23 protein-coding genes are annotated in these 26,784 nt (G+C 62.4%); 7 read left to right on the top strand and 16 right to left on the bottom strand.

Going from position 1 to position 26,784, the window contains the following annotated elements:
- Positions 1-61: 61 nt before the first annotated feature.
- Positions 62-511: a nucleoside deaminase gene (locus PWG15_RS02190; RefSeq protein ID WP_275022865.1), complete on the top strand. Its 450-nt coding sequence runs from the start codon at positions 62-64 to the stop codon at positions 509-511.
- 51 nt (positions 512-562) lie between these two features.
- On the opposite strand, the gene PWG15_RS02185 is transcribed toward PWG15_RS02190, so the two are convergent.
- The 5 genes from PWG15_RS02185 to PWG15_RS02165 all read right to left on the bottom strand — a co-directional run bounded on the left by PWG15_RS02185 (position 563) and on the right by PWG15_RS02165 (position 6,807).
- Positions 563-1,042: a GNAT family N-acetyltransferase gene (locus PWG15_RS02185; RefSeq protein ID WP_275022864.1), complete on the bottom strand. Its 480-nt coding sequence runs from the start codon at positions 1,040-1,042 to the stop codon at positions 563-565.
- Between the two features lie 14 nt (positions 1,043-1,056).
- Complete coding sequence (locus tag PWG15_RS02180) at positions 1,057-1,677, bottom strand: hypothetical protein (RefSeq protein ID WP_275022863.1); 621 nt, start codon at positions 1,675-1,677, stop codon at positions 1,057-1,059.
- A 127-nt stretch (positions 1,678-1,804) separates the two neighbouring features.
- A complete protein-coding gene (ileS, locus tag PWG15_RS02175) occupies positions 1,805-4,714 on the bottom strand; it encodes an isoleucine--tRNA ligase (RefSeq protein WP_275022862.1) in 2,910 nt (969 codons plus the stop codon).
- Between the two features lie 244 nt (positions 4,715-4,958).
- Entirely contained in the window at positions 4,959-5,945 is a 987-nt protein-coding gene (locus PWG15_RS02170) for a bifunctional riboflavin kinase/FAD synthetase (protein WP_275022861.1), read from the bottom strand.
- Between the two features lie 13 nt (positions 5,946-5,958).
- The gene (locus PWG15_RS02165) at positions 5,959-6,807 is read right to left on the bottom strand and encodes a TIGR01459 family HAD-type hydrolase (protein WP_275022860.1); all 849 of its coding nucleotides are present in this window, start codon (positions 6,805-6,807) and stop codon (positions 5,959-5,961) included.
- A gap of 237 nt (positions 6,808-7,044) precedes the next feature.
- On the opposite strand from PWG15_RS02165, the gene groES reads away from it, so the two are divergent.
- The 3 genes from groES (at position 7,045) to PWG15_RS02150 (ending at position 10,021) form a co-directional block, all read left to right on the top strand.
- Positions 7,045-7,341, top strand: coding sequence for a co-chaperone GroES (gene groES, locus PWG15_RS02160; protein WP_012706990.1), 297 nt, complete (start codon positions 7,045-7,047; stop codon positions 7,339-7,341).
- A 62-nt stretch (positions 7,342-7,403) separates the two neighbouring features.
- Positions 7,404-9,044: a chaperonin GroEL gene (gene groL / locus PWG15_RS02155; protein WP_043618373.1), complete on the top strand. Its 1,641-nt coding sequence runs from the start codon at positions 7,404-7,406 to the stop codon at positions 9,042-9,044.
- 527 nt (positions 9,045-9,571) lie between these two features.
- Positions 9,572-10,021: a hypothetical protein gene (locus tag PWG15_RS02150; protein ID WP_275022859.1), complete on the top strand. Its 450-nt coding sequence runs from the start codon at positions 9,572-9,574 to the stop codon at positions 10,019-10,021.
- 118 nt (positions 10,022-10,139) lie between these two features.
- Here the strand turns inward: PWG15_RS02150 and PWG15_RS02145 are convergent, their stop codons facing one another.
- The 6 genes from PWG15_RS02145 to hisS all read right to left on the bottom strand — a co-directional run bounded on the left by PWG15_RS02145 (position 10,140) and on the right by hisS (position 18,682).
- On the bottom strand, positions 10,140-12,938 hold the full coding sequence (locus tag PWG15_RS02145; protein WP_275022858.1) for a bifunctional diguanylate cyclase/phosphodiesterase: 2,799 nt from the start codon (positions 12,936-12,938) through the stop codon (positions 10,140-10,142).
- A gap of 215 nt (positions 12,939-13,153) precedes the next feature.
- A complete protein-coding gene (locus PWG15_RS02140; protein WP_275022857.1) occupies positions 13,154-14,377 on the bottom strand; it encodes an NAD(P)/FAD-dependent oxidoreductase in 1,224 nt (407 codons plus the stop codon).
- Positions 14,378-14,466: 89 nt separating this feature from the next.
- Entirely contained in the window at positions 14,467-15,174 is a 708-nt protein-coding gene (locus PWG15_RS02135) for a glutathione binding-like protein (protein WP_275022856.1), read from the bottom strand.
- A gap of 156 nt (positions 15,175-15,330) precedes the next feature.
- Entirely contained in the window at positions 15,331-16,026 is a 696-nt protein-coding gene (gene hisG, locus PWG15_RS02130; protein ID WP_275022855.1) for an ATP phosphoribosyltransferase, read from the bottom strand.
- Positions 16,023-17,165: an ATP phosphoribosyltransferase regulatory subunit gene (locus PWG15_RS02125; protein WP_275022854.1), complete on the bottom strand. Its 1,143-nt coding sequence runs from the start codon at positions 17,163-17,165 to the stop codon at positions 16,023-16,025. The genes hisG and PWG15_RS02125 overlap by 4 nt, the downstream gene beginning before the upstream one ends.
- Positions 17,166-17,170: 5 nt before the next feature.
- A complete protein-coding gene (gene hisS, locus PWG15_RS02120; RefSeq protein WP_275022853.1) occupies positions 17,171-18,682 on the bottom strand; it encodes a histidine--tRNA ligase in 1,512 nt (503 codons plus the stop codon).
- A gap of 432 nt (positions 18,683-19,114) precedes the next feature.
- On the opposite strand from hisS, the gene PWG15_RS02115 reads away from it, so the two are divergent.
- A complete protein-coding gene (locus PWG15_RS02115; protein WP_275022852.1) occupies positions 19,115-19,540 on the top strand; it encodes a hypothetical protein in 426 nt (141 codons plus the stop codon).
- A 131-nt stretch (positions 19,541-19,671) separates the two neighbouring features.
- Here the strand turns inward: PWG15_RS02115 and PWG15_RS02110 are convergent, their stop codons facing one another.
- Complete coding sequence (locus PWG15_RS02110; RefSeq protein WP_275022851.1) at positions 19,672-20,316, bottom strand: DNA-3-methyladenine glycosylase I; 645 nt, start codon at positions 20,314-20,316, stop codon at positions 19,672-19,674.
- A gap of 251 nt (positions 20,317-20,567) precedes the next feature.
- On the opposite strand from PWG15_RS02110, the gene PWG15_RS02105 reads away from it, so the two are divergent.
- Both PWG15_RS02105 and PWG15_RS02100 read left to right on the top strand, forming a co-directional pair.
- Complete coding sequence (locus PWG15_RS02105) at positions 20,568-21,338, top strand: L,D-transpeptidase (RefSeq protein ID WP_275022850.1); 771 nt, start codon at positions 20,568-20,570, stop codon at positions 21,336-21,338.
- Positions 21,339-21,519: 181 nt separating this feature from the next.
- Positions 21,520-22,215, top strand: a complete 696-nt coding sequence (locus PWG15_RS02100; protein WP_275022849.1) for a L,D-transpeptidase — start codon at positions 21,520-21,522, stop codon at positions 22,213-22,215.
- Positions 22,216-22,279: 64 nt separating this feature from the next.
- On the opposite strand, the gene glcF is transcribed toward PWG15_RS02100, so the two are convergent.
- The 4 genes from glcF to PWG15_RS02080 all read right to left on the bottom strand — a co-directional run bounded on the left by glcF (position 22,280) and on the right by PWG15_RS02080 (position 26,750).
- Entirely contained in the window at positions 22,280-23,575 is a 1,296-nt protein-coding gene (gene glcF, locus PWG15_RS02095; protein WP_275022848.1) for a glycolate oxidase subunit GlcF, read from the bottom strand.
- A gap of 116 nt (positions 23,576-23,691) precedes the next feature.
- Entirely contained in the window at positions 23,692-24,072 is a 381-nt protein-coding gene (locus PWG15_RS02090) for a DUF4870 family protein (RefSeq protein WP_275022847.1), read from the bottom strand.
- Positions 24,073-24,102: 30 nt separating this feature from the next.
- Positions 24,103-25,314 (bottom strand): glycolate oxidase subunit GlcE, encoded by a 1,212-nt coding sequence (glcE, locus tag PWG15_RS02085; RefSeq protein ID WP_275022846.1) that lies wholly within the window; start codon positions 25,312-25,314, stop codon positions 24,103-24,105.
- Positions 25,311-26,750, bottom strand: a complete 1,440-nt coding sequence (locus tag PWG15_RS02080; protein WP_275022845.1) for an FAD-linked oxidase C-terminal domain-containing protein — start codon at positions 26,748-26,750, stop codon at positions 25,311-25,313. Before PWG15_RS02080 ends, glcE begins: the two co-directional genes overlap by 4 nt.
- Between the last annotated feature and the right edge of the window lie 34 nt (positions 26,751-26,784).

Genomic DNA, 26,784 nt, shown 5'->3' with positions numbered 1-26,784 from the left:
CCTTTTGCGGCTGTCCTATCAGGTCGCGGCCCGTGGGTTAAGAGAAATTATTGTTTGAGCGATGGCTGAGACGACACACTTCATGGATGTGGCCCTTGAGGAGGCCAGGAAGGCGGCCGAGCGCGGCGAAGTGCCGATCGGCGCCGTGGTCGTTTTCGATGGCCAGATCATCTCCCGCGCCGGCAATCGCACCCGCGAACTCAACGACGTGACCGCACATGCGGAGATCGTCGCCATCCGCGAGGCTGCTGCCGTCCTCAAGGACGAAAGGCTGTCGGGCGCCGATCTCTACGTCACCCTCGAACCCTGCACCATGTGCGCGGCGGCGATTTCGTTCGCCCGCATCCGCCGCCTCTACTACGGCGCGGACGATCCGAAGGGCGGTGCGGTCGACAGCGGCGTGCGCTTCTTCGGTTCGCCCACCTGCCATCACGTGCCGGACGTTTATTCGGGTCTCGCCGAACGGGAGGCTGCCGAGATCCTCAGGGACTTCTTCGCCGGCAAGCGTTGAAGCCAGCCCCGACATTCAGCGAGACCCCGTTTCCGATCTTCTTGAGATCGCCTAATCGGCAGCGAAGCTTTCGAGGGCCGCGCCGGACAGCCGGTAACGCGTCCATTCGGACATGGGCTCGGCACCAACCGCCTCATAGACCCGGATCGCCGGTTCGTTCCAGTCGAGCACGCTCCATTCGAAGCGGCCGCAGCCTTCCTCGACGGCAATCTTCGCGAGGTGCTTCAAAAGCATCTTGCCGGCACCCGAACCACGGCAATCCGGCGTGACGTAAAGGTCCTCAAGGTAGAGTCCCTTGCGCGCTTGCCAGGTGGAATAATTGTAAAACCACATGGCGAAGCCCGCAGGCTTGCCATCTTTCTCGCAGATCACGGCGCGGGTAATGGCACCCGGGCCGAAGAGCGAGGCCTGCAACATCTCGACCGTCGCCTCGACTGCGTCAGGCTCTTTCTCGTAGATGGCAAGTTCCGTGATGAAGCGCAGAATGGTTTGCGCGTCTTCCGGGCGAGCCTCGCGAATGCTTATCGTCATGGTTTATGCGCAGCTCAGAAGGGCCAATACCACTTGGTGCCGGAATTCTTGATCTGCGCCTCCTTCTTGCGGCGGCGCTCCTTGTCCTTCTCCGGCTCGCCGAGTTCGGTCTCGGTGCCCTCCGGCAGGCGGCGGTAGTCAAGCGGCGGATCGCTCAAGAAGCGGCGCTTGTCGGAATAGGCGCCCATCTCGATCTTGCGGGCTTCGCGATAGGCTTGCTGCTGCTCCTTCGCCGAAAGGCGGCGGCCGTTGGCGCTGGCCTTGGCGAGCGGGGAAACATAGTTCGGATTGTTCTTGTTGGCGTCGGCCTCTTCGCGCAGGCGGCTGCGAACCTCTTCCGGAGACTCGACCCATTCCGGGTTCGCCTCGCGGCTGGCCAGCGATTTCTGTGGCTCGACAAGAGCGGTCTGCTGCGCCGATGGCGGCAGTACGAGGCCGGGGCGCGGCTGATACTTGACCGGATCACGCTTCGGCGGGCCGAAGCTGGCGACGCTGCCGAGGTCGTCCATGAGCTGCTCGCCGGCGGTCTTGTCAGTGCCATAGGTCGGGCCGCCGATGCAGCCCGAAAGCACCAGGCCGCTCGTCAAAATGGCGGCCACGCTGGCAAACACTCGCAAGTCTCGCGTCATTTCCATGAGATTCCTTCCAGCCGGCCACCGGTCAGCGCGGCCACTCAAGCGCCCATGGCGGAGAAATCCGCCAAATTTCGGGCAGGTTTTACCGGATGAACGCAACGAGTGCAATTCATCCGGTAACAATGCGTTAAGCCTTGAAACCAAGTTCGCGCAAGGCAGCAGCGTCCCGAGCCGACACGTCCGGGTAGAGCGGGTCGGAACCGACGTCGGTGGTGATCCGCCAGGAGCGGGCGCATTTCTGGCCTTCGGCCAGCTTCGGTTCGACGCTCACCTTGGCCACGTCGGCAAGGCGGAACGCCTCCGCGGGACCTTCCGTGGCTTCGATCACGATGCCCGAAGTGATGCAGATCTCAGCGAAGTCCTGGCCTTCCAGCGCCTTCAAGAGCTCCGGATCGGCAACATGGACGACGGGTGCTGCTTCCAGCGACGAGCCGATGCGCTTGTCCTTGCGTTCGATCTCGAGCGCGCCGGTGACGACGGTGCGCACGGCCCGGATCTTGTCCCACTTGGCTTCGAGCGCCTCGTTCTTCCATTCGGCCGGGATGGCCGGGAACTGCTCGAGATGCACCGAGACCGCATCCGGCTTGCGCGACAGCCAGGCTTCTTCCGTCGTGAAGGGCAGCATCGGCGCCAGCCACAGCACGAGGCAATCGAACAGCTTGCGAATGACGGCGAGTGCCGAACGACGGCGCAGGCTCGAAGGCGCATCGCAGTAGAGTGCATCCTTGCGGACGTCGAAATAGAAAGCCGAGAGCTCGACGTTCGAGAAATCGATCAGTGCGCGGGCGATCTTCTTGAAGTCGAAGGCATCGTAACCTTCACGCACGAGCTGATCGAGTTCCGCCAGGCGGTGCAGCATCAGCTTTTCGAGTTCGGGCATGTCGGCGTAGGCGATCTCCTCGCCCTTGTCGTGGGCGAGCGTGCCGAGCATCCAGCGGATCGTGTTGCGCAGCTTGCGATAGGCGTCGATGTTGGTCTGGATGATCGTCTTGCCGAGGCGCTGATCTTCCCAGTAATCGGTCGTCATCACCCACAGGCGCAGGATGTCGGCGCCGGCATCCTTCATCACTTCCTGCGGCGTGACGGTGTTGCCCTTCGACTTCGACATCTTCTCGCCTTTCTCATCCATGGTGAAGCCATGGGTGACAACGGCGTTGTAAGGCGCGCGGCCGCGCGTCGCGCAGGCCTCGAGCAGCGAGGAGTGGAACCAGCCGCGATGCTGGTCCGAGCCTTCGAGATAGACGTCGGCCGGCCACTTCAGGTCCGGACGGTCTTCGAGCGTGAAGGTGTGGGTCGAACCGCTGTCGAACCAGACGTCAAGGATGTCCATGACCTGATGCCACGTGGCATGGTCGTGGTCGTTGCCGAGGAAGCGATCCTTGGCACCTTCGGCGAACCAGGCGTCCGCGCCTTCCAGTTCAAAGGCATCGAGGATACGGGCGTTGACGGCCTCGTCGATCAGGATCTCGCCCTGGTCGTCAGCGAAGATCGCGATCGGCACACCCCAGGCGCGCTGGCGCGACAGCACCCAGTCCGGGCGCCCCTCGATCATCGCGCGCAGGCGGTTCTGGCCAGCGCCGGGAACGAAGCGGGTGTCGTCGATCGCCGAAAGCGCGCGCGAGCGCAGCGTCGTGCCATCGCCGAACGCCTTGTCCATGTAGACGAACCATTGCGGCGTATTGCGGAAGATGACAGGCTTCTTCGAGCGCCAGGAATGCGGATAGGAGTGCTTCAGGCGGCCACGGGCAAAGAGCGCGTGGCGGCTGATCAGCGCCTTGATGACGCGGTCGTTGGCGTCGCCCTTCTTGCCCTTGTCGTCGAGTACGCGGCCAGCGCCACCTTCTGCGTCCGGGCCGAAACCATGGGCATCGGCGGTGAAATAGCCGGCGTCGTCGACTGTGAACGGGATCGCCGAGGAGATGCCGCGGGCTTCGAGCGCGCGCGCATTGTCCATCCAGGCGTCAAAGTCCTCGCGGCCGTGGCTGGGTGCCGTGTGCACGAAGCCGGTGCCGGCGTCGTCGGTGACGTGGTCGCCGTCGAGCAGCGGCACCTTGAAGGCGTAACCGCCGCCGAGACCGTGCAGCGGATGGGCGCAGGTAACAGCCGCCAGTTCAGCACCTTCGATGTCGCGGACGAAATTAAAGGTGAGTTTGGCCTTGGCCGCAGACTCGTCTGCCAGGCGCTTGGCGAAGATCAGCTTTTCGCCCGGCTGCGGGCCGAAGTCGTTTTCGGCCGTCGCAACCTCGTAGAGGCCATAGGCATAACGCGACGAGAAGGCGATTGCGCGGTTGCCGGGGATGGTCCACGGCGTGGTCGTCCAGATCACGACGAAGGTGCCGGCAAGTGCGTCCAGACCTTCGGTGACCGGGAACTTCACCCAGATCATGTCGCTTTCAACGTCGGCATATTCGACTTCGGCTTCGGCAAGCGCCGTACGCTCGACAACCGACCACATCACCGGCTTCGAGCCGCGATAGAGCTGGCCGAGCTTGGCGATCTTCATCAGTTCGCCGGCGATGCGCGCTTCGGCGTGGAAGTTCATCGTCGTGTAGGGATTGTCGAAGTCACCCTCAATGCCAAGACGCTTGAACTCCTCGGCCTGGACCTGGATCCAGCCGGCGGCGAAATCGCGGCATTCCCTGCGGAATTCGTTGACCGGAACCTCGTCCTTGTTCTGGCCCTTCTCGCGGTACTTTTCCTCGATCTTCCATTCGATCGGCAGACCGTGGCAGTCCCAGCCGGGCACGTAGTTGGCGTCGAAGCCGCGCATCTGGAACGAGCGGTTGATGACGTCCTTGAGGATCTTGTTCAGCGCGTGGCCGATATGGATGTTGCCGTTTGCATAGGGAGGGCCGTCATGCAGCACGAACTTGTCGCGGCCGGCAGCCGACGCACGCAGCTTCTTGTAGAGGCCCATCTTCTGCCAGCGGGCGACCGTTTCCGGCTCCTTCTGCGGCAGGCCGGCGCGCATCGGAAACTCCGTCTGCGGCAGATAGAGGGTCGAGGAGTAGTCGATCTTTTCAGCGGTGTCGGTCATGGTCTTTGCAATCGCTTCTTCGCGCGAAGGGTCGCGCATACGAAATGGGCTCGGTATCGAGAGATGACTGGGGCGTCGGAAACGCCGAAATCCCGGACCTTCCGGCTGACTAAAGCGCGCGGAAGGCCGGGCCAATAATTCGCTGATCGATGATCAATCGACGGTGCCGGGTCATGGTGGCCGGTTGTTTAAGGCGTTTTCGGCCTTTTGAAAAGGTCCGGCGCCACGCGGACGCCGAAATCTTTTATCGGGCGAAGTTGAGCTTGCGGTCGATATCGCCGAGCGGCTGCACACCGGAGAGCAAGGCCCGCGCCTCGGCTTCGTCCTGTCGGATCTGCGCCACCAGCGGATCAAGCCCGTCGAATTTCAACTCATCGCGCAGGTGACCGAAGAAGGTAACCGTACAGATCTCGCCGTAGAGATTGCCGGAGAAATCGAAGACGAAGGTTTCGAGCAAGGGCTCGCCGTTGCTGTCGACCGTCGGTCGACGCCCGAAGCTGGCGACGCCATCATGGAGCGAACCGTCGGGCCGGCGGAAGCGGACCGCGTAGATACCGGGGCGCAGTTCCACATCGGGCGCAAGCCGCATGTTGGCGGTGGGGAATCCGAGTTCGCGGCCGAGCTTCTTGCCGCCGATCACTTCCGCCTCGACCAGATAGCGATAGCCGAGCATGCCGGCAGCTTGCGAGACGTCGCCTTCGCCAAGCAGCGAGCGCACGTAGCTCGACGAGATGACCGACGCGTTTTCGTCGCGGAAGGCATCGACGAGCGTCACGCCAAATCCGTTATCGCCGCCGGCGGCCATCAGGAAGGCGGGGCCGCCTTCGCGCCCCTTGCCGAAGTGAAAATCGAAGCCGGTGACGACATGCGAGGCGTGCAGCCATTCGAGCAGGATACGGTGGATGAAATCCGACGCGGAAAGCTGCGAGAAGGTGCGGTCGAACGGATACTCGATGACGGCGCCGAAACCCATGCCTTCGAGGATGCGCGCCTTCAACGGCGCCGGCGTCAGCCGGAAGACCGGGGTTTCCGGGCGGAACACCGTGCGTGGATGCGGCTCGAAGGTCAGCACGAGCGCCGGAACGCCGCGCACCTTTGCCTCTTCCAGCGCGCGGTTGAGCACCGACTGGTGACCACGGTGCACGCCATCGAAGTTGCCGATCGCGACGACGCCGCCGCGCAGATGCTCCGGAAGCGGGTCACGGGTCTCGTTGCGATGAAAAACCGTCATCTCCGTCTTCCCGTCAGGCGAGCCGCGGCATCCAATACTTCGGCGAGGCACCTTCCTTCTTCAGGAAGGCGGCGAGCTTCGCCTCGTCGGTGCGGCTTTCGTTCATGTATTCCTGCGCATGGATACCGGCGCTGATGTAGAGCAGATCGAAGCCAGCATCCTGGGCACCCTTGACGTCCGTCGGCATGCCGTCGCCAACGCAGATCACACGCGACAGGTCAAGTGCGCCGCGAACGGCCTTCGCCTCCGTCAGCGCCGCACGGTAGATGGCGATATAGGGCTTTCCGGCAATGCGCGCCTCGCCACCCAGCTCTTCGTAGAGCTTGGCAATGGCGCCGGCACAGGGGATCAGCCTGTGGCCGCGCTCGACCACCAGATCGGGATTGGCGCAGATGAACGGGATCTTGCGCTTGGCCAGGCCCGTCAGCGTCGCGCGGTAATGCTCCGGCGTTTCGGTTTCGTCGTCATAAAAGCCGGCACAGACGACCGTCTCGGCATCTTCCGACGACACGATCTGCGTTCCCAGGCCTTCGAGCAGCGGCAGGTCGCGCTCGGCACCGATGAAGAAGATTTTCTTGGCGGCGGCAGCGATCAGCGCGCGGGTCACATCGCCCGAGGTCACGATCCGGTCATAAGCCTCATCCGGCACGCCGAGACCGCGGATCTGGATCTTCACACCCGGATGCGGGCGCGGCGAGTTGGTGATCAGCACCACGGTCAGGCCAGCGGCACGCGCCTCGGCCAACGCCTCACAGGCGGAGGCAAAGGCCTGCACACCGTTGTGGAGAACGCCCCAGACGTCACACAGCACGACGTCGTAGCGCCCGGCGATTTCGCGAAAACTGTTGATCCTTGCGGCCATCCTGGCTTCCTGCAAACACGGTTTCCGGCTTGCATGGCAAGGAAGGCACAAGAATACAAGTGTCGCCACCTGAAAAAGGGAACCCTTCCCGGGCAAAAAATCTAAGGGCCAATCCTTGACTCGTTACGGACCGAGCCTTATCTCGGCGTCGCTAGCACTCGATAAATGAGAGTGCTAACACCCATCCATCGGGTCGGTCTGCGATCCGTAATGTCATTTGATCGAGGGATTAGACTAATGGCAAGCACCAATTTCCGCCCGCTGCACGACCGCGTCGTCGTACGTCGCGTCGAGTCTGAAGAGAAGACCAAGGGCGGCATCATCATTCCGGACACCGCCAAGGAAAAGCCGCAAGAAGGCGAAATCGTGGCCGTCGGTTCGGGCGCCCGTGATGAAAGCGGCAAGGTTGTTCCGCTCGACGTCAAGGCTGGCGACCGCGTTCTGTTCGGCAAGTGGTCGGGCACCGAAGTCAAGATCAACGGCGAAGACCTTCTGATCATGAAGGAAGCCGACATCATGGGCATCATCGGCTGATCAGCCGTCGTCCACACCTTTTCATGACAACCAATGGGCAATGAGCCCGGGAGTTTTCTCAAATGGCTGCAAAAGAAATCAAGTTCGGCCGCACCGCGCGCGAAAAAATGCTGCGTGGCGTCGACATCCTCGCTGACGCTGTAAAGGTCACGCTCGGCCCGAAGGGTCGTAACGTCATCATCGACAAGTCCTTCGGCGCTCCGCGCATCACCAAGGACGGTGTATCGGTTGCCAAGGAAATCGAACTCGAAGACAAGTTCGAAAACATGGGCGCCCAGATGGTCCGCGAAGTTGCTTCGAAGACCAACGACATCGCTGGCGACGGCACCACGACCGCAACCGTTCTTGCCCAGGCGATCGTTCGCGAAGGCGCCAAGGCCGTTGCTGCCGGCATGAACCCGATGGACCTGAAGCGCGGCATCGACCTCGCTGTCACCGAAGTCGTCAAGGATCTCCAGGCCAAGGCCAAGAAGATCAACACCTCGGAAGAAGTCGCACAGGTCGGCACGATCTCGGCCAACGGCGAGCGTCAGATCGGCCTCGACATTGCTGAAGCAATGCAGAAGGTCGGCAACGAAGGCGTCATCACGGTTGAAGAAGCCAAGACCGCCGAAACCGAACTCGAAGTCGTCGAAGGCATGCAGTTCGACCGCGGCTACCTGTCGCCCTACTTCGTCACCAACCCGGAAAAGATGGTCGCTGACCTCGACGACGTCTTCGTTCTCCTCCATGAGAAGAAGCTCTCGAACCTCCAGGCCATGCTCCCGGTTCTCGAAGCTGTCGTTCAGACCGGCAAGCCGCTCCTGATCATCGCTGAAGACGTAGAAGGCGAAGCTCTTGCAACGCTCGTCGTCAACAAGCTGCGTGGCGGCCTGAAGATCGCTGCCGTCAAGGCTCCGGGCTTCGGCGATCGCCGCAAGGCCATGCTCGAAGACATCGCCATCCTGACGGGCGGCACCGTGATCTCCGAAGACCTCGGCATCAAGCTCGAAAACGTCACGCTCGACATGCTCGGCCGTGCGAAGAAGGTTTCGATCTCCAAGGAAAACACGACGATCGTCGACGGCGCCGGCCAGAAGGCTGACATCGAAGGCCGCGTCGCCCAGATCAAGGCTCAGATCGAAGACACCACCTCCGACTACGACCGCGAAAAGCTGCAGGAACGTCTTGCCAAGCTCGCTGGCGGCGTTGCCGTGATCCGCGTTGGCGGCTCGACGGAAGTCGAAGTGAAGGAAAAGAAGGACCGCATCGACGACGCCCTCAACGCGACGCGCGCTGCTGTTCAGGAAGGTATCGTACCGGGCGGCGGCACCGCGCTCCTGCGTTCGGCCTCCAAGATCTCGGTCAAGGGCGTCAACGAAGACCAGGAAGCCGGCATCAACATCGTTCGTCGCGCTCTGCAGGCTCCGGCCCGCCAGATCGCTGAGAACGCTGGCGATGAAGCTTCGATCGTTGTCGGCAAGATCCTCGACAAGAACGAAGACAACTACGGCTACAACGCCCAGACCGGCGAATACGGCGACATGATCGCCATGGGTATCGTCGACCCGGTCAAGGTCGTTCGCACCGCCCTTCAGGACGCAGCGTCGGTTGCTGGTCTCCTCGTCACGACGGAAGCCATGATCGCCGAACTGCCGAAGAAGGATGCTCCGGCCGGCATGCCGGGCGGCATGGGCGGCATGGGTGGAATGGACATGATGTGATAAGGCAATAGCCTTATCGCAGCAGCGATCCATCCGGATCGGAAAGGCGGCCTTCGGGTCGCCTTTCTTGTTTTTTATCAATGCCATTCACCGGTGATGAACCGGTCTGGCAAACTGTTTGCAGAAAAAAGCCGGCGGTTGTAGTCAGGCTTCAAAAAACCGTTGAAGTCGAAAAAAAACGAACTATAACAGCGCCCCAAGTGGGCGGAGATTCATGGGAGATCGGGTAGCGAACTCAAGCGGGCGAACAATCGCCGAAGCTTTTTCGGACTAACCGTACATCCGAGACCTCTTCGAGAATATCACGAAAAGCATATAAGTATTTAATCGCAAATTTAGCCGACCTCTCCGACGAAATTACTTCGCTGGCGAGCTTCATTAACATCTCGCGACCTTTCAAGTTGAGCAAACGCCCGCGGTAGGCGGCGTGCACTCTTGCATTGGTTGATGGTGGGCGGAACTTGCACAATAGGACGTGTTTCCTGGGTCGCCGAAGACGATGTCCAGGAGTGCTGCTGGGGTAGACCGTGTTCAAGATCACGAGAGCAAATTCCGTTCCCCTCGGCTCTCCGGGACAGCCGCACCTCGACCTGCCTCATCATGAGTTCCTGCAACAGTTCTGCGCGTCGGAAGGCTGGTCGGGCGACTTGTCGACGGGGCTGTTCCGACTTGGCGAGAAAGCTGCCGCCATCCACGGCCTGCGCGACGGCGAATGCGGCCTGCTCAACTTCGTGCGCTGCTACGACCCCGCCGACCGCAACCACGTGCTCGAGCTTTTCGAGCAAGCAGCGACAAGCTGCTCATCCTTCTGCTTTTCGACGACGATCGCACTCGAAGAGCACGGCCAGAAACAGCCGCTGTTCTGCATCGGCGAATCCTCAGGTCTCGAACAGCGCTACTCCGGCACGATAACCGGTGTCTTCTTCTTCCCGCGCTTCCTGGTGGAAGGCGCCGGCCGTACGCTGCTGCGGCAATAGCGCAGGTCTGACCGACCGACGAGGTGCGGCGGCAAGACTTGAAATCCAGACGAGAAACGGGCGTTCGCGACCAGCGGTCGCGCGAGATCCAACATGCGCGATGGCGGCAGCCGCCGGATCAGGCGGCAGCCACCTCTTCATCGCCGCTAAACAGGAGCGTAATCGGCGCCGGGCGGCCAAGCAGATAGCCCTGCGCCTCGTCGCACCCTTCCGCCTGCAGGATATCGAGCTGCTTCTGCGTCTCGACGCCCTCGGCAAGGACCGGCACCGACAGGCTCTGTCCGAGCGCCAGGATGGCGCGCACGATCGCCTTGGCCTGCGGGCTGCCCTCCACTTCCCACATGAAGCTCTTGTCAAGCTTGATCTTGTCGAAGGGGAACGACCGCAGCGTTTCGAGCGAGGAATATCCGGTCCCGAAATCGTCGATCGCAATCGTGACGCCGAGTTCCTTGATCTGCCGCAGGGTCAGCAGCGCACGCTCCTTGTCGTCGATGATCGTCGATTCCGTGATTTCCAGCTCCAGCCGGTTCGGGGCGAGCCCGGTCGCGGCGAGCACGTCCTGCACGAGGCTGACGATATCGCCATTGGCGAGCTGGACTGGCGACAGATTGACGGCAATCTTGTGATTGCTCTCCCAACTCGCGGCCTCGCGGCAGGCTTGGCGCAGCACCCATTCGCCGATCGGCAGAATCGCACCGCATTCCTCGGCGAGCGGAATGAACTCGCTGGGCGGCACCATGCCGCGTTCGGGATGGTGCCAGCGCAAAAGCACCTCGTAGCCGATGACGACGCCGCTCATCACCGATTTCTGCACCTGGTAGTGCAGCGCAAGCTGCTTCTTGTCGACGGCATCCCAGAGGTCGTTGGCAAGCGCGCGCCGCTGGCGGGCGGCTTCGTCCATGGATACTTCGTAGAAGCAGACTGTCTGGTTGAGCGCCGCCTTCGCGCGGTACATGGCAAGATCGGCGTTGTTGATCAGCGTATCGGCCGTTTCCGCATCCTGCGGATAGATCGCCACACCCATGCTACCACCGGACTTGAGCTCGAAATCACCGAAGCGCATTTCCTCGTGCAGACTCTTTTCGATCCGACGCAGGAAGTCGTTGAGCTCGGCCAGTTCCTCGAAGCGTTTGACCGCCGCGAACTCGTCGCCGCCGAGGCGCGCCACGAACTCACCTTCCTGCAGCAGGCCCTTCACCCGCTGCGCAATCGTCACCAGAACAAAGTCGCCGGCAGCATGACCATGCAGGTCGTTGACTTCCTTGAACTTGTTGAGGTCGATGCCGATGACGGCGACCTTGCGGTTGAACCAGGCGGCCGCATCCAGCTCTTCCTCGAGATAACTGCTGAACTGCAGGCGGTTCGGCAAACCGGTCAGGCTGTCGTGGCGTGCAAGGAAGGTGATCTGCTCCTCGGTGTCGAGGCGCTCGGTGATGTCCTCGTAGGTGCTGACCCAGCCGCCGTCGGGCAGCGTGCGATGCTTGGTCAGGATCGAGCGGCCGTTGGCGAGCTTCTCGACGACATCGCCACCGCCCTTGCCGACCATTTCGATCCGGTGCTTCTGATAGAGTTCCGCGGACTTGGCCTGCGCGATCTCAGGATCGGAGTAGATGCGGGCAAAAACGATGTCGAGGATCTCGCGGAAGGTCAGTCCCTTGCCGGCAAGCGTCTCCGAGAAGCCGAAAATCTCGCGGCAGCGCCGGTTCGACAGGAGCAGCCGGTCGGCGCTGTCGAACAGGCAGATGCCCTGCGACATGTTTTCGAGCGCGACGTCGAGATTGTTGCTGACTTCGGCAATGCGATCGGCATCGACCTTGGCTTTGGTGATGTCCTTGACGATCTTGATGAAGCCGGCGTGCCGGCCCTCCTCATCGAGGTACGGATCGAGCACCACATGTGCCCAGAAACGGGAACCGTCCTTGCGATAGCGCCAGCCTTCGTTTTCAAACTTGCCGTCGCCGAGTGCCACTTCGAGCGCCTTCTGCGGCATGCCGTTCCTTTGATCCTCCGCAGAATAGAAGCAGGCGAAATTCTTGCCGATGATCTCTTCGGCAGCGTAACCTTTGTTGGCCTCGGCGCCGGCGTTCCAACTCGCCACGCGGCCATCGACGTCGAGCATGTAAATGGCGTAGTCCTTCACACTGCGGACGAAGCGGGCGAACTCCTGCTCGGCAGCAGCGGCCGAAAGTTCCGCATGATGCGCAAAGCCGGCTGCGATCAGAACCATGGACAGCAGAAAGAACGCAGTCCCGGCGATAACGAAGGCCAGGAGGTGCGGCTGGATCATGCCCTCATGGGTCGGCGCAAGCAGATCGGCTTCGATCGTCACCGCCCCCATGGCGGTGAAATGGAGGGCAACGATCCCGAGCGTCATGAGCAGGGTCGCGAGGATCTTCGCCTTCAGCGGGCTAGCGATGCGACCGATCGTGCGAAGCGCTGCGATGTCGAACAGCGAGCCGGCGACAATCGAGGTCACGACAAGCGTCGCGTCCCAGCGAATGCTGCCGGGAACATCCAATGCCGCCATGCCGAGAAAATGCATGCAGGCGACGCCGCCGCCGAGAACAAACCCGCCGACAAGCCAGCCGAGGCGATCCTGCACATGCGTCGCGATCAACAGCGCCGTCGTGGTCAGGATGATTGCGACGGCGAGCGACAACCCGGTCAGGTCCATCTGGTAGCCGAGCACAACGCCGGGGTCGTAGGCGAGCATGGCGATGAAGTGTGTGGCCCAGATACCGAAGCCGGTGGCTATGCCGGCAGCCGTTGCCCAGATCGCCTTGGCCTTGCCAGACGAACCGCGGGCCCGCTGCAGCAGCGTCACCGCGCCATAGCTTGAAAGGAAGCAGACGAGCGCGGCCAAAACGACCAGCTTCGGATTATGCTCCACCACGAGGCATGTAAGAACCTTGAACATCGCAATCGCCTAAATCAACAACCGCCGGGAAACGAGACCTCTCGCCTCCAGTTAAGCGACCTGTGTTGGCGGCAGGTGATTTAAGGAAATGATAAATCGTGGTTCAACCCCACAATTGCGAGGCAAAACAGTCGTTTCGTCGTTAATGAAAATTGAAATCGAACCGCCTGCAAGTTGCAGCAGGCGGGAAACGCCGCCAGGCGTGGTTCTGCCACTCAGGGTTGGGAGAGCAGCGCCTTGAGGTCCGATTGCGGATCGGCGATGACGGCCCGGTCGGGATTGATGCCGGTTTCGAGCAGCTTCTTGCCCGTCACATAGGCCTTGGCGTCATTGATCGCATCGACGGCGACAAGTCGCCCCTGCCGGAAATACCAGACAGACACGCTGCCCTCGCGCTGGCCGAGCCTGACGATCGTTTCGTCATGACCGAGGCCGAAGCCGGCGATCTGCAGCTTGACGTCGTACTGATCGGACCAGAACCAGGGCTTGGGTTCATAGGGGTGTTCGCCGCCGGCGAGGATCGCTGCAACGGCCTCCGCCTGGTCGACGGCGTTCTGCACCGATTCCAGCCGGATACGCATGTCTTCCCAGGGAAGCACGGCACAATCGCCCATGGCGAAGATCGCGGGGTCGGCGGTCCGTCCAAAGGCATCGACGACGATACCGCCGGCGGTTTCCAGCCCCGCATCATGCGCCAGGCGGTCATTGGCTGTGACGCCGATCCCGACGATGACGACGTCGACCGGCAAGGTCGATCCGTCGGAAAGTTCCGCTGCGGTCACTCGGCCATTTTCGCCAACGAGACGATTGAGGCCGGTGCCCTCGCGGATGTCGACGCCACGGGCATGGTGAATATCGCGCACGAGGCCGGATGTCGCCGACGAGGCGACGCGTTGCAGGATGCGGTCGGCCATTTCGATGACGGTGACTTCGAGCCCGCTGGTGCGGGCAACAGCGGCCGCCTCCAGGCCGATGTAACCGCCGCCGACGACCAAGGCGCGGCGGCCGGGCTTCATTTCCTCGGCAAGGCGATCCGCGTCCCTGAAGTCGCGCACCACGAACACACCATCGAGATCGCCGCCGACGGAGGCGGGTAACCGGCGCGGGGTGGCGCCGGTGGCAAAGGCCAGCACCTCGTATTCGAGCAACGTCCCGCTGCTGAGCGTCACGCGCTTGCTGGCGCGATCAAGCCCGGTCACCGTCGTCTCGAGCCGCACGTCGACATTGTGATCGCCGTACCAGGCTTCCGGCCGGTAGAGGAGCCGGTCGAGGCTCATCTCGCGCAACAGGTATTTCTTGGAAAGCGGCGGGCGCTGGTACGGCAGGCTCGCTTCGGAGGCAACGATGGTGATCGGCCGCTCGTCATTGAGCGCACGCAGCTTGGCAACCAGGGCAAAGGCGGCCTGACCGCCACCGACAACTACAAGCCTTCCTGACACGCTTTCCACCCGTTTCTTATTCGACCGTACAGCAAGGCCTAGCCCTGCGCCCGAGCTTCGTCAACTCAGACACAGAGCTGTCGCGATTGCTATTCCTTGCGCGGCACTTCCATGCCCTTCAGAGCCGCAGGGCGCGCGAGACCGCGATCGACCCAGGCCATCACGTTCGGGAAGCTCTTGTACTCGAGAACCTCGGCACCGCCATAGAAGCGGCGGGCACCTTCGACCCACGGGTACGTGGCGATATCGGCGATCGTGTACTCGTCGCCCATCAGCCATTGCCGCCCCTCAAGGCGTGCCTCGAGCACGCCGAGGAGGCGCTTGGCTTCGTCGCGGTAGCGCTCGACGGGATAGGAATTGTTGGCGACCTTGTCGGCCGCAAACTTGAAGAAATGGCCGAACTGGCCGAACATCGGGCCGATGCCGCCCATCTGGAACATCACCCAGGAGATCGTCTCGTAGCGACCGGCCGCATCGGCGGGCAGGAGCTTGCCGGTCTTTTCCGCCAGATAGATGAGGATCGCGCCGGACTCGAACAGGCCAATCGGCTTTCCATCCGGACCATTGGGATCGATGATCGCGGGGATGCGGCCATTGGGATTAAGTGAGAGAAACTCCGGCGATTTCTGCTCGTTGGCGTCGAAGGCGACCCGGTGAGGCTCGTAGGCAAGACCCAACTCTTCGAGCGCGATCGCGACCTTCACGCCATTTGGCGTCGGCAGCGAATAGAGTTGGATCAAATCTGGGTTTTTCGCCGGCCAGCGCTTGGTGATCGGGAAGGTGGAAAGATCGGCCATGAAGGTCTCCTGAAACGGGATGTCGGGAAACGGCAGAGCCGTCCGCAGGACTTACATAGGAGCGGAGGGCGCGCTTTGTGAGGGCCCTACTTTATTTTTTGCAGTCCTCAGGGCCACCGAGTTTGCCGTAGGGTGCGCCCTGCCCCGTTCGCAGCGTCAAAGTACGCCACGAACGGCTGCGATAACCCGTGCCACAACCGGATCGCCGTCATGCGCCGACTTACGCGCCCGCACCAGGCAGGCTTCCGAACGTAGGATCACGCCGTCCGTCAGAATCTTCAGATGGTTCGCCTTCAGCGTCGAGCCAGTCGAGGTAATGTCGACGATGATGTCGGCAGACCCGGAAGCCGGCGCGCCTTCGGTGGCGCCCAGGCTCTCGACGATGCGGTAGAGCTGAATGCCGTGGCTGCCCGAGAAATGGTTCTGCGTCAGCCGCCAGTACTTGGTCGCAATCGCCAGGCGGCGGCCATGCCGAGCACGGAAGTCCGCGGCAACATCGCCGAGATCGGCCATGGTGTCGACGTCGTACCAGATCTCCGGCACCGCGACGACGACATCGGCGTGACCGAAGCCGAGACGAGCGCAGAACTCGACGCGGGCATCGGCATTGGCAAGCCCCTCGCGTACAAGATCCTCGCCGGTGACGCCGAAATCGATCGCGCCGCTTCCGAGTTCTCGCGAAATCTCGGAGGCCGAGAGGAAAGCGATCTCCACATCATCAGAACCCTCGACCCGGCCGCGATAGGAGCGGTCATTGCCGACGGCGACAATCTTCATGCCGGCCCGCTCGAAGATCGCCGAGGCGTCGTCCTTCATCCGCCCCTTGGACGGTAGCGCGATGGTGATGGTCATTGGACGCCTCCTTCAGAGGCAATCGCCTTTTCGATGCGGTCGAGCCAGAGCGAGAAACCGACGGCGGGAATGTGTTCGCGGGCGCCGAGCAGCGTCAGCAGCCGGTCAAAGCGACCTCCGCCGGCGAGAACCGCCTGAATGCCGGCGACTTCGACCTCGAAGACGAGGCCAGTGTAATAGTCGAGCGGACGTCCGAAGGCGGCGCGGTAGCGGATTGCGCCGATGTCGGCACCGGCCTTGGAAAGTGCTGCGACACGGGCTTCGAAACGGACGAGCGCCTCATCGAGCTTGAGGCCGGACTTCTGCGCGAAGGCAAAGAGTGCCGCCGGAGCATCGGCAAGCGGCACATCGAGCGCCAGGAACGCGCCAACCTGGTCCAGCGTCTTGCGATCGAGCTGCGTGTTCGCCAGCTCCATCTTTTCCTTCAGCCGCCGGGCGATGTCCTGCGGCGAACGGCTGGCATTGGTGGAGTAGCCGGTCGCTTCCATCGTTTCGGCGATATGGGCGACGAGGCGGGCTTCATCCTCGAGCAGTCCGTCCATCGACAGGCGGACCACCTCTGGGCCGAAGACACCGACCGTACGCGGATGGGCGAGTTCCGTGAGCAGCTTCTTTAGGTGCTTCTGGTCGCCAAAGGCATGGATCAGCCGCTTCTGCCATCCGGCTGGCAGGCCGCAGGCGCCGACGACCGCCTCGAACACCGCCTGATCACCGAGCGTCACACTGAGCGTGCGGCCAGGCAAGCGGTTGGCAACGACCCGCATGGCATCACCGACGATGCGCGCATCGGCACTAGCGATGTCGGTGTCGCCGAGATCCTCGATGCCGGCCTGATAAAACTCGTTGCCGCCCTCGCGGCGCTGGCGGAAGACCTCGCCGAGATAAGCGTAGCGCTTTGGCGTGCCGGTCACCGCCTCGATGTGGCGCAGGCAGACCGGGATCGTGAACTCAGGACGCAGGCACAGGCTCTCGCCCGTTTCGCTTTCGGTCATGAAAATGCGGCGTCGCAGATCCTCGCCAGCCATGGCGAGGAAGGGTTCGGCCGGCTGGATCACCGGGGTATCGACGCGCAGCGTGCCGAGGCTTTCGAAGTCGGCAAGCAGTTCGTCGGCGAAGGCAGGCAGGTTGATGAGGGCCATGACCGTCAGCCCCTTGCCCGATCCTCGGCCTGCGCCGCCAGCATCTCGCGTACCTTTTCGACCAGTTCCGTGGTCGGGACGGAAACCTGAGCCACACGCGCCTCGCGCCAGGCCGCGTTGTCCTCGATTTCACCCGACAGGCGCTTGCCCTCGATCAGGTCCTTGATCTGCACGAGACCCGCGGCGCGCTCGTCGCCGCCCTGAATGACGGCCAACGGCGAACCGCGACGGTCGGCATATTTCAGCTGGTCACCAAAGTTCTTCTTGTTGCCCTGGTACATTTCAGCACGGATGCCGGCGTGGCGGAGCTGCTGCACGAAGCGCTGGTAGTGGCCCATGCTCTCGATGTCGCGGTCCATGACACAGACGACGACCGGGGCCAGAACTTCGGAGGCGCCGAGCTTGCCGAGGTTCTTGAGCGCCGTCATCAGGCGGGACACGCCGATCGAGAAGCCGGTCGCCGGCACCGGCTGCCCCATGAAGCGCGAGACGAGGCCGTCATAGCGGCCACCGCCGCCAACCGAACCGAAGACGACCTTCTCGCCCTTCTCGTTGGTGACGGCAAACTGCAGCTCGGCCTCGAAGACCGGGCCGGTATAATATTCGAGACCACGTACCACCGAGGGATCGATCTTGATGCGGTCGGCCTCATAGCCGGCACTCAATACCAGGCTGCGGATGGTGTTCAGTTCCTCGACGCCTTCGCCGCCCTTCGACGTGCCGGCAACAAGGGCTGCAAGTTCGGCAGCGCTTGTCGCATAGTCCTTGATACCGACGAAGAAGAGCACCTTGTCGATCTGCTCGGCACTGAGGCCCGCACCCTTGGTGAAGTCGCCGCTTTCATCCTTGCGGCCTTCGCCAAGCAAGAGCCGCACGCCTTCTGTGCCGAACTTGTCGAGCTTGTCGATGGCACGAAGAACCGTCAGGCGGGCGTTGGCCTTGTCGTCGCCACCAAGGCCGATCGCTTCCATGACGCCGTCGAGCACCTTGCGGTTGTTGACGCGGATGACGTAATCGCCGCGCGCGATGCCGAGCGCTTCCATGGTGTCGGCCATCATCATGCACATTTCGGCATCCGCCTGGACGCCGGCGGCACCGACCGTATCGGCGTCGAACTGCATGAACTGGCGGAAGCGGCCGGGGCCCGGCTTCTCATTGCGGAAGACGTAACCGGCACGGTAGGTGCGGAACGGCAGCTGGATCTCGTTGAAGTTCTCGGCAACGTGGCGGGCGAGCGGCGCCGTCAGGTCATAGCGCAGCGACATCCACTGATCATCGTCGTCCGTCAGCGAGAAGACACCCTCGTTCGGACGGTCGCTGTCGGGCAGGAACTTGCCAAGTGCATCGGTGTATTCGAACAGCGGTGTTTCGACCGGATCGAAACCATAATGCTCGTAGACGGCCCGGATCTTGCCGATCATTTCGTCTGTCGCGCGAATATCGGCGGCGGAGCGATCGACAAAGCCGCGCGGCAGGCGCGCCTTGAGCTTCTGCGGTTTCTTCTGTTTCTCGGTCATGGGAGCATTCCGGGCTGTCAGCGTGTTGGCAGCTTTCCCTATCGGATCAAGTGGGGGGCGGCAAGGGTTTGCACCGCGCAAAGCGTGACGTCGCGCCGGTCGTGGCAAGCTATGCGGGGCACTCGGCACGAGACGAAGCTGGAGCCGATTGCCTCGACCCCACTGATCGGAACGACTTGACCTCAACTATAAGGAGTAATAGAGCGACAATAATCACCGAAAGTTTATCACCCGGGCGATCCGTCGACGTTTCGATCAGGGAAATGATCGGCTAACTTGGGCCTGGAGCATTGACCCACAGGTCACTCCGGATGCGATGAGAACATCGGACCGAAGACCCCAACGGCAACATGGAACGGCGAACATTTCATCGGGAATGGCGGTTTCCTGCAGAGGCTTCTCGCGACCGGCGCGAAGAGAGGGATGGGCATCATGTTGAGATTCATGACACCAGGCTGTGGGGCGATCCGGCCCGGTCATCTGGGCGCCGATGACAATTGGATGCGGGGCCTCGACGAGGCGACCTACTTCATGGAAGCCTGGCGCTGCGATCTCGCGACCGGCATTTTCCAGCTCGGCCAACAGACCACCGCCTTGCTCGGCATCTCCGCTCCTTCCTGCGGCGTCATCGATCTGGTGCGCGCCTATGACCGAAAGGATCGCCCGACCGTGCTCAACATTCTCGAACAGGCGAGCGCTTCGTCCTCATCCTTCTGCTTTACTGCCATGGTGCACGTGCCGACCTTGAAAGCGCAGCTTTTCTGCATCGGGCGGTCGGCGTTGGGAACGCCTGGTGGCGAGGATCTGCTGCAAGGCGTCTTCGCCTTTCCGCGCGAGCGTGTGATGCTCTGCGTTTGAACACAAAGCTTGAATCCACCAACAACCCTTCTCCGGATTGAAGTGGTTCCAAGGACCGCCTCGACGGCGCTCGCTCCTGCTAAGCCTTCGCCCGGAAACGCCCATCGCCAATCTGACGACGGGCGCATCAATCAGGCCACGCCGGCCCCGGGCCTTACGAGCTTGCCACGCAGTTCCTCGACCGCTGTGCGGCAATGGCAGCCTTCGATGTGATCGTTGACGAGGCCCATGGCCTGCATGAAGGCGTAGATCGTCGTCGGACCAACGAAGGTCCAGCCGCGCTTTTTCAGGTCCTTGGAAATCCGCGTCGAGGTCGGGGTCGTCGGATTGGCGACGATCGCCTCATAGGTCACCAGTTTCGGGCGTTCCGCTGCCTGCGGCTCATACGACCAGAAATAGCCCGCAAGAGAACCGAATTCCTGTCTGAGCTCCTGGGCGCGACGGGCATTGTTGATGGTCGAAACGATCTTGCCGCGGTGGCGGACGATGCCCGTGTCGCCAAGGCAGCGCTCGATGTCCGTCTCACCGAACTTCGCGACCTTGTCGAAATCGAAGCCGGCAAAGGCGGCACGGAATGCCTCGCGCTTGCGCAGGATCGTCAGCCACGACAGGCCGGACTGGAAGCCTTCAAGGCAGATCTTCTCGAACAGGCGGCGGTCGTCCGTGACCGGGCGTCCCCATTCATCGTCATGATAGCGACGATAGTCGTCGAGATTGCCCTGCCAGGCGCAGCGCTGAAGTCCATCCTCACCGATCACTATGCCGCTCGCCGTCATCGCTTTTCTCGCTCCACATTCGCCATTTCGGTGCCTTTACCATTTGCAAACCAGATTCCTAAAGCGGCGGATAACCCTACCCAAAGCTTTATCGGCACCATCGTCTTTTAATGAAGCGCCGTTTACCATTCGGTGGCCCCCCGGTGACACGATCGCGCCATTGCCAAGGCGCATACCCCCGCTTGAGCGTCCGGTTCTCGGCTGTCTGCGCCCCCTTGGTGAATTTCGGCGAAAGGTAGCGAGTCCGTCCGATGTTGAAAAAATCCCTTCTTATAGCCGCCTCCCTTCTGACCTTCGTCGCCGGCCAGGCAGAGGCACAGGACAGGTATCAGAACCGGCCTCCCGTTGTCGTCAGCCCTGACCTCACCGCTCCCTGGGTGATGCAGCTCGGTGGGCAACAGGCCCGCACGCGGCAGGTGATCTACCGGCAGCAGATTCCAGCGGCCACCCGAAAACAGTATTATCAAGGGCAGGTCGGCCAGCCGCAGGTCAAGCGCCGCGCCATCAACCCGTTAATCCAGCCGGCGAACGCCACGCGCGCCCAACGGCCGGTCAAGTCGAAATTCGACCCGCAATACCTGCCGCAGACAGTCGCCTACGAAAGCAAGGAACAGCCGGGCACGATCGTCATCGATACTAACAACCGCTTCCTCTATCTGGTGACCGGCAACGGTGAGGCACGGCGTTATGGCGTCGGCGTCGGCAAGCCCGGCTTTGAATGGGCAGGCGCCCACAAGGTCACCCGCAAGGCCGAGTGGCCGAGCTGGACGCCGCCGCAGGAGATGATCAGCCGCGAAGCCGCCAAGGGCCACTACCTGCCGGCGCGCATGGACGGCGGCCCGGAAAACCCGCTTGGCGCACGCGCCATGTATCTCGGCTCGACACTTTATCGGATCCACGGGACCAATGCGCCCTGGACGATCGGCTATGCCGTTTCCTCCGGCTGCATTCGCATGCGCAACGAAGACGTCGTCGACCTCTATGAGCGCGTGAAGCTGGGCACGAAGGTTATCGTCATATAATTGGAGCATAGCATAGAATATTCCCTCTCCCTCGCACGTGTTGCTGTTGCCTATGCGTGATTTTCAGGCAACAGCAGTATGAACAGATATTAGTTCGGCGGTCCGCCGGCTGTATCGCAGGCTTGAACTTAGCCGCATTTTGCATAGCCTGCCTGCAACGAGGGTTTAGAGGGAATCGTATATGAACCGTCATGCCAGCAAAGTGGTCGCGATCGCCATCGCGGCCAGCACTATTCTTGCCGCCGCAAGCGCCTCGGCTTTCACGCCGACGCCAACGACTGGGACCAAGGTCAAGTCATCCGACATTGTACTCGTGGCCACCCCGAAGAAACCGGCAAAACAATTCTGGCGCACGAAAGTCCGCTTCCAAACCGACGAAGCCCCCGGCACGATCATCGTCGATACCAACAACAAGTACCTTTACTACATCGACGGCCCGAATCGGGCGACGCGCTATGGCATCGGCGTCGGCCGCGACGGCTTCGGCTGGTCGGGCGTGGTGAAGGTGGGACGCAAGGCGGAATGGCCGACCTGGACGCCGCCAAAGGAAATGCGCGTCCGCGAAGCAGCCAAGGGCCGCATCCTGCCGGTCACCCAGGAAGGCGGCATCGACAACCCGCTCGGCGCCCGCGCCATGTATCTTTACAAGGGCGGCCGCGACACGATCTTCCGCATTCATGGCACCAACCAGCCGTGGACCATCGGCCAGAACATGTCGTCGGGCTGCATCCGCATGATGAACGAGGACGTCGAGCATCTGTACGACCGCGCCGACGTCGGCACCAAGGTTATCGTCATCGGCCCCGGCAGCAAACCGGGCGACACCTATTTCAACGATCGCGGCGTCGATATTTTCCGCCAGATTTTCGGCGGCTGACAGCCATCGGCGATGCACGGCTTGAAAGGCCGGTTCCTCACGGAGCCGGCCTTTTTCCTGTCAATCAGAGCCCCTGGGGCTTTGCCCCGCCATAGGCCCAGTCGAGCAGTTCGACCGTGTGCAGGATGGGGATCGCGGTACCGCTGGCAATCTGGGTGATGCAGCCGATGTTGCCGGTCGCGATCGCATCCGGCTTCGTCGCCTCGATGTTCTTGACCTTGCGCGCCTTCAGTTTCGCCGAGATTTCCGGCTGCAGGATGTTGTAGGTGCCGGCCGAACCACAGCAGAGGTGGCCTTCGGCCGGATCGCGAACAACGAAGCCGGCGCGTTTCAGAAGCTGCTTCGGCGCCATGGTAATCTTCTGGCCGTGCTGCATCGAGCAGGCGGAATGATAGGCGAGCGTCATGCCCATCCCATCCTGTTCCGGCAGGTCGAGTGTCGCCAGATACTCGGTAACGTCCTTGGCGAGCGCCGATACCCGCGCCGCCTTTTCCGCATACTCAGGATCGAGCCGGAGCATGTGGCCGTAGTCCTTGATCGTCGTTCCGCAGCCCGACGCTGTGATGACGATGGCGTCGAGCCCGCCTTCGTCCGCGACCTTCAGCCAGGCGTCGACGTTGCGGCGGGCAGCTTCGAGCGCCTGGTTCTCGCGGCCCATGTGGTGCACCAGGGCGCCACAACAGCCTTCACCCGCCGAGACGACGACTTCGACGCCAAAACGCGTCAAGAGACGGATCGTCGCCTCGTTGATCTCGGGCTTCAGCACCGGCTGGGCGCATCCGGTCAGGAGCGCGACACGACCGACACGTTTTCCCTGCGCCGCGTGGACGCCGGGCATGGCGGAAGCGGAGGGCTGCGGCACGGCGGCAGGTGCCAGATCGAGCATGACGCCGAAGGTCTTCAGCAACGGCATGCGCTTCATCACCCCTGCGAAGGGCCGAGCAAGACCGGCCGCTTTCAGCGACAGGCGGAAGCGCGCGGGATAGGGCAGCACTGCCGCGAGCACGGAACGCGCCAGCCTGTCCTTAAATGGGCGCTGATAGGTGTTCTCGATGTGGACCCGCGCATGGTCGACCAGATGCATGTAGTCGACGCCGGAGGGACAGGTGGTGGTGCAGGCGAGACAGGAGAGACAGCGGTCAATGTGGGTCACCGTTTCCTTGTCGGCCGCCCTGCCGTTTTCCAGCATGTCCTTGATCAGATAGATGCGCCCGCGCGGACTATCGAGTTCGTCGCCCAGCGTCACATAGGTCGGACAGGTGGCGGTGCAGAAGCCGCAGTGCACGCATTTGCGCAGGATGGCCTCGGATTCGGCCACATGCGGGTCGGCAAGCTGTGCGGGTGTAAAATTGGTCTGCAAACGCGAACTCCACTCTCCGGTTCTGCGGTACCGGCCCTTGCGACGTGCTCGGTCACCGCAGCATTCTGATTTCAGCATCCTTTGGCCGGATCCGGCTTCTGGGTTTGCGCCTTGGTCTATACCATCCAGCTTTCAGGATTGGTGATCGGCTCCTGGCGCGCGGCCCGTTGCAATCCGACGACGCAGCGCACGACGACCCAGACGGCGGTGGCGATGAAGCCGAGAATGCCGATCAACAACACCGTCAGCAGCAGCGAGATCACTCCGAACAAAAGGGCGATCCAGAAGGTCCTGATCGCCCATTCATAGTGCGTCTGAACCCACGGCGCACCCTTGCCGCGGTTAAGATAGGCCATTACCACACCAATGATCGGGGTGATCCCCACCGCAAAGCCGACGAGATAAAGGACATAGATCACCTGGACATTGATCTTGCCGGGCTCCAGCCATTTGTCGGTCTCTCGGGAAAACGGTGTCTGCGGATCATTATCGCTCATCAGCTCCTCCCATGTTCCATCGCTGTCGTCTCAGGAGATCGCAGTCATGCGACCCGGATTGAAGATCCGGTGCGGATCGAACTTCGCGCGGACGCGTTCGCTCAATTGTGCCACGGCCAAGGGTTGTGGTTCAAACGATGGAATGGCGGCACGATAGCCCTCTTCGGCCCTAACGAGGGTTGCATGGCCGCCGCCGAGAACCTTGATGTAGCGGCGTACCAGTTCCGCCTCAGGGTCGGCCTCCATGCGCAGCCAGACGAGTCCGCCCTGCCAGTCATAGAAGGCATCGACGCCGGTCTGAAGCCTCAGCGCCGCCACCAACTGGTGGCCGAGCGATGGAGCGACGGACACGCGCCAGAGCGGCTTCCTGGTGCCGTCGGCATAGGGTTTGACGTCGCGGATCTCGGCCCAGAGCTTCGATGTCCTGGTAGCATCGAGCCGTGTCACCGCCCCGAAGCGACCGACCGCCTTCGTCAGTTTTTCGGCCCGGAGCGTGACCGATGCCTCCAGCCCTTCGAGCCGCAGCACCGTCGCGGCGGCGTCCGGAAGCCCGCCGTCCAGGAGCCGTCCGCGCACGCTCTCGGGCAAATGCGCGGCACCCGAAACCTCCACCGTCTGTGCCATAGCCTCGGCCATGACAGCCGCGGCTTCGGCATCGTTGAGCCCGGAGACAACGATGGTCTCCGACGCCGGCGGCAGCGGCAGAACACGGAAGGTGACCTCGGTCAGGATGCCGAGTGTGCCGTGGGAGCCGGCCATGAGCTTGACAAGGTCAAGCCCGGTGACGTTCTTCATCACCCGCCCGCCTGCCTTGATCGCCTCGCCCTCGCCGTTGACGAAGCGGACGCCGAGCAGGCTGTCGCGGGCGGCACCGGCAACGTATCGCCTCGGGCCGGACACGTTGGCGGCGAAGACCCCACCGATCGTCGGCTCTCCCGACGAGCCGAAGATCGGCCGATGGTCCATCGGTTCGAAGGCAAGCATCTGCCGGTTTTCGGCCAGTGCCTCTTCGATCTCGCGTAACGGCGTTCCCGCGAGCGCCGTGATCGTCATCTCGGCCGGATTGTAACTGACAATGCCGGACAGGCGGCGCGTCGACAGTACGCGGTCGGCGCGCATGGGGTTTCCGAGACCCGAGCGCGTGTTGCCACCGATCACTGCAAGCGAAGCCCTATCGGCCGCCATCGCGCGAACGACGGTCGCAATCCCCTCTTCGCTCGCCGGTTCGAAATGCACGATCATGCGGCGGGACGCCCTTCCAGCGGGAAGACCTTGGACGGGTTCAGGATCCATTGCGGATCGAAGGCGGCCCGCGCCGCCATCTGCTGGTCGAGGTCGACCTGGTTGTACTGATGCAGCATGAGGTCTCGTTTTTCGATGCCGACGCCGTGCTCGCCGGTCAGGCAGCCGCCAGCATCGACGCAAAGCTTGAGGATATCGTTGCCGGCAGATTCGGCGCGCGCGGCATCCTGCGGATCGTTGATGTTGTAGAGGATCAGCGGATGCATGTTGCCGTCGCCGGCGTGGAAGACATTGGCGACGCGCAGGCCATAGCTCGCGACGATCTCGCCAGTGCGACGCAGCACATGCGAGAGCTGGCTGAGCGGCACGGTACCATCCATGCAGATATAGTCAGCGATGCGCCCGGTGGCGCCGAAGGCGGATTTCCGGCCTTTCCAGATCGCAGCCGCCTCCATTGCCGACTGGCATTCCTTGATCGTCGCCACCCCATGACGGCGCGCGACGGCGACGATGCTGGCGAGCATCGCATCCATTTCCGGCTCGGCCCCTTCGACCTCGACAATCAGCAGCGCTTCCACGTCGAGCGGATAGCCGGCATGGGCGAAGGCTTCACAGATCTCGATCGCCGGCTTGTCCATGAACTCGATCGCAACCGGGATGATGCCGGAGCCGATGACATCGGCGACGCAGGCGCCGGCCGCTTCCGACGAGGCAAATCCGAAGAGCACCGGGCGAGCCCCCTCCGGCTTGGCGATCAGCCGCACAGTTGCCTCGGTGACGATGCCTAGCTGCCCCTCGGAGCCACAGACGAGGCCGAGCAGATCGTAGCCGCCTGCATCCAGCCCCTTGCCGCCGAGTTCGATGACGGTGCCGTCGTAGAGCACCATCTTCACACCGAGCAGATTGTTGGTGGTGACACCATATTTCAAGCAATGGGCGCCGCCGGAGTTCATGCCGATATTACCGCCGATCGTGCAGGCAAGCTGCGAGCTCGGGTCCGGGGCGTAGAAGAATCCGTCGGCGGAAACAGCCTCCGAAATGTTCAGATTGGTGACGCCTGCCTGGACGGTAGCAGCGCGGTTGAAGAGGTCGATATCGAGAATGCGCGACATCTTCGAAAGGCCGATGACGACTGCATCCTCCTGCGGGATGGCGCCGCCCGAAAGCGAGGTTCCGGCGCCGCGTGGAACGACAGGGATGCCATAGCGGCTGCAATATTTGAGCAGGGCTGCGACCTGCTCCGTCGTTTCCGGCAAGGCAACTGCAAGCGGCATACGGCGATAGGCGATGAACGCGTCCGTCTCGAAGGGCTTCAGCCCGCGCTCATCGCTGATCAGGCAGCCCTCGGGCAGGAGGTCGGCGAGATCGGCGACGATCTCGCGGCGCCGGGAGATAACAGCCTGTTTCGGTTGCAGAAAACCGATCGTCTCCGCCATCAGCCTCTCCCGCCGCATGTCAATTGGTCTATTT

It is taken from the genome of Ensifer adhaerens (genome assembly GCF_028993555.1).
Lineage (GTDB): Bacteria > Pseudomonadota > Alphaproteobacteria > Rhizobiales > Rhizobiaceae > Ensifer > Ensifer adhaerens_I.
This window is presented reverse-complemented; position numbering and strand designations above follow the sequence as displayed.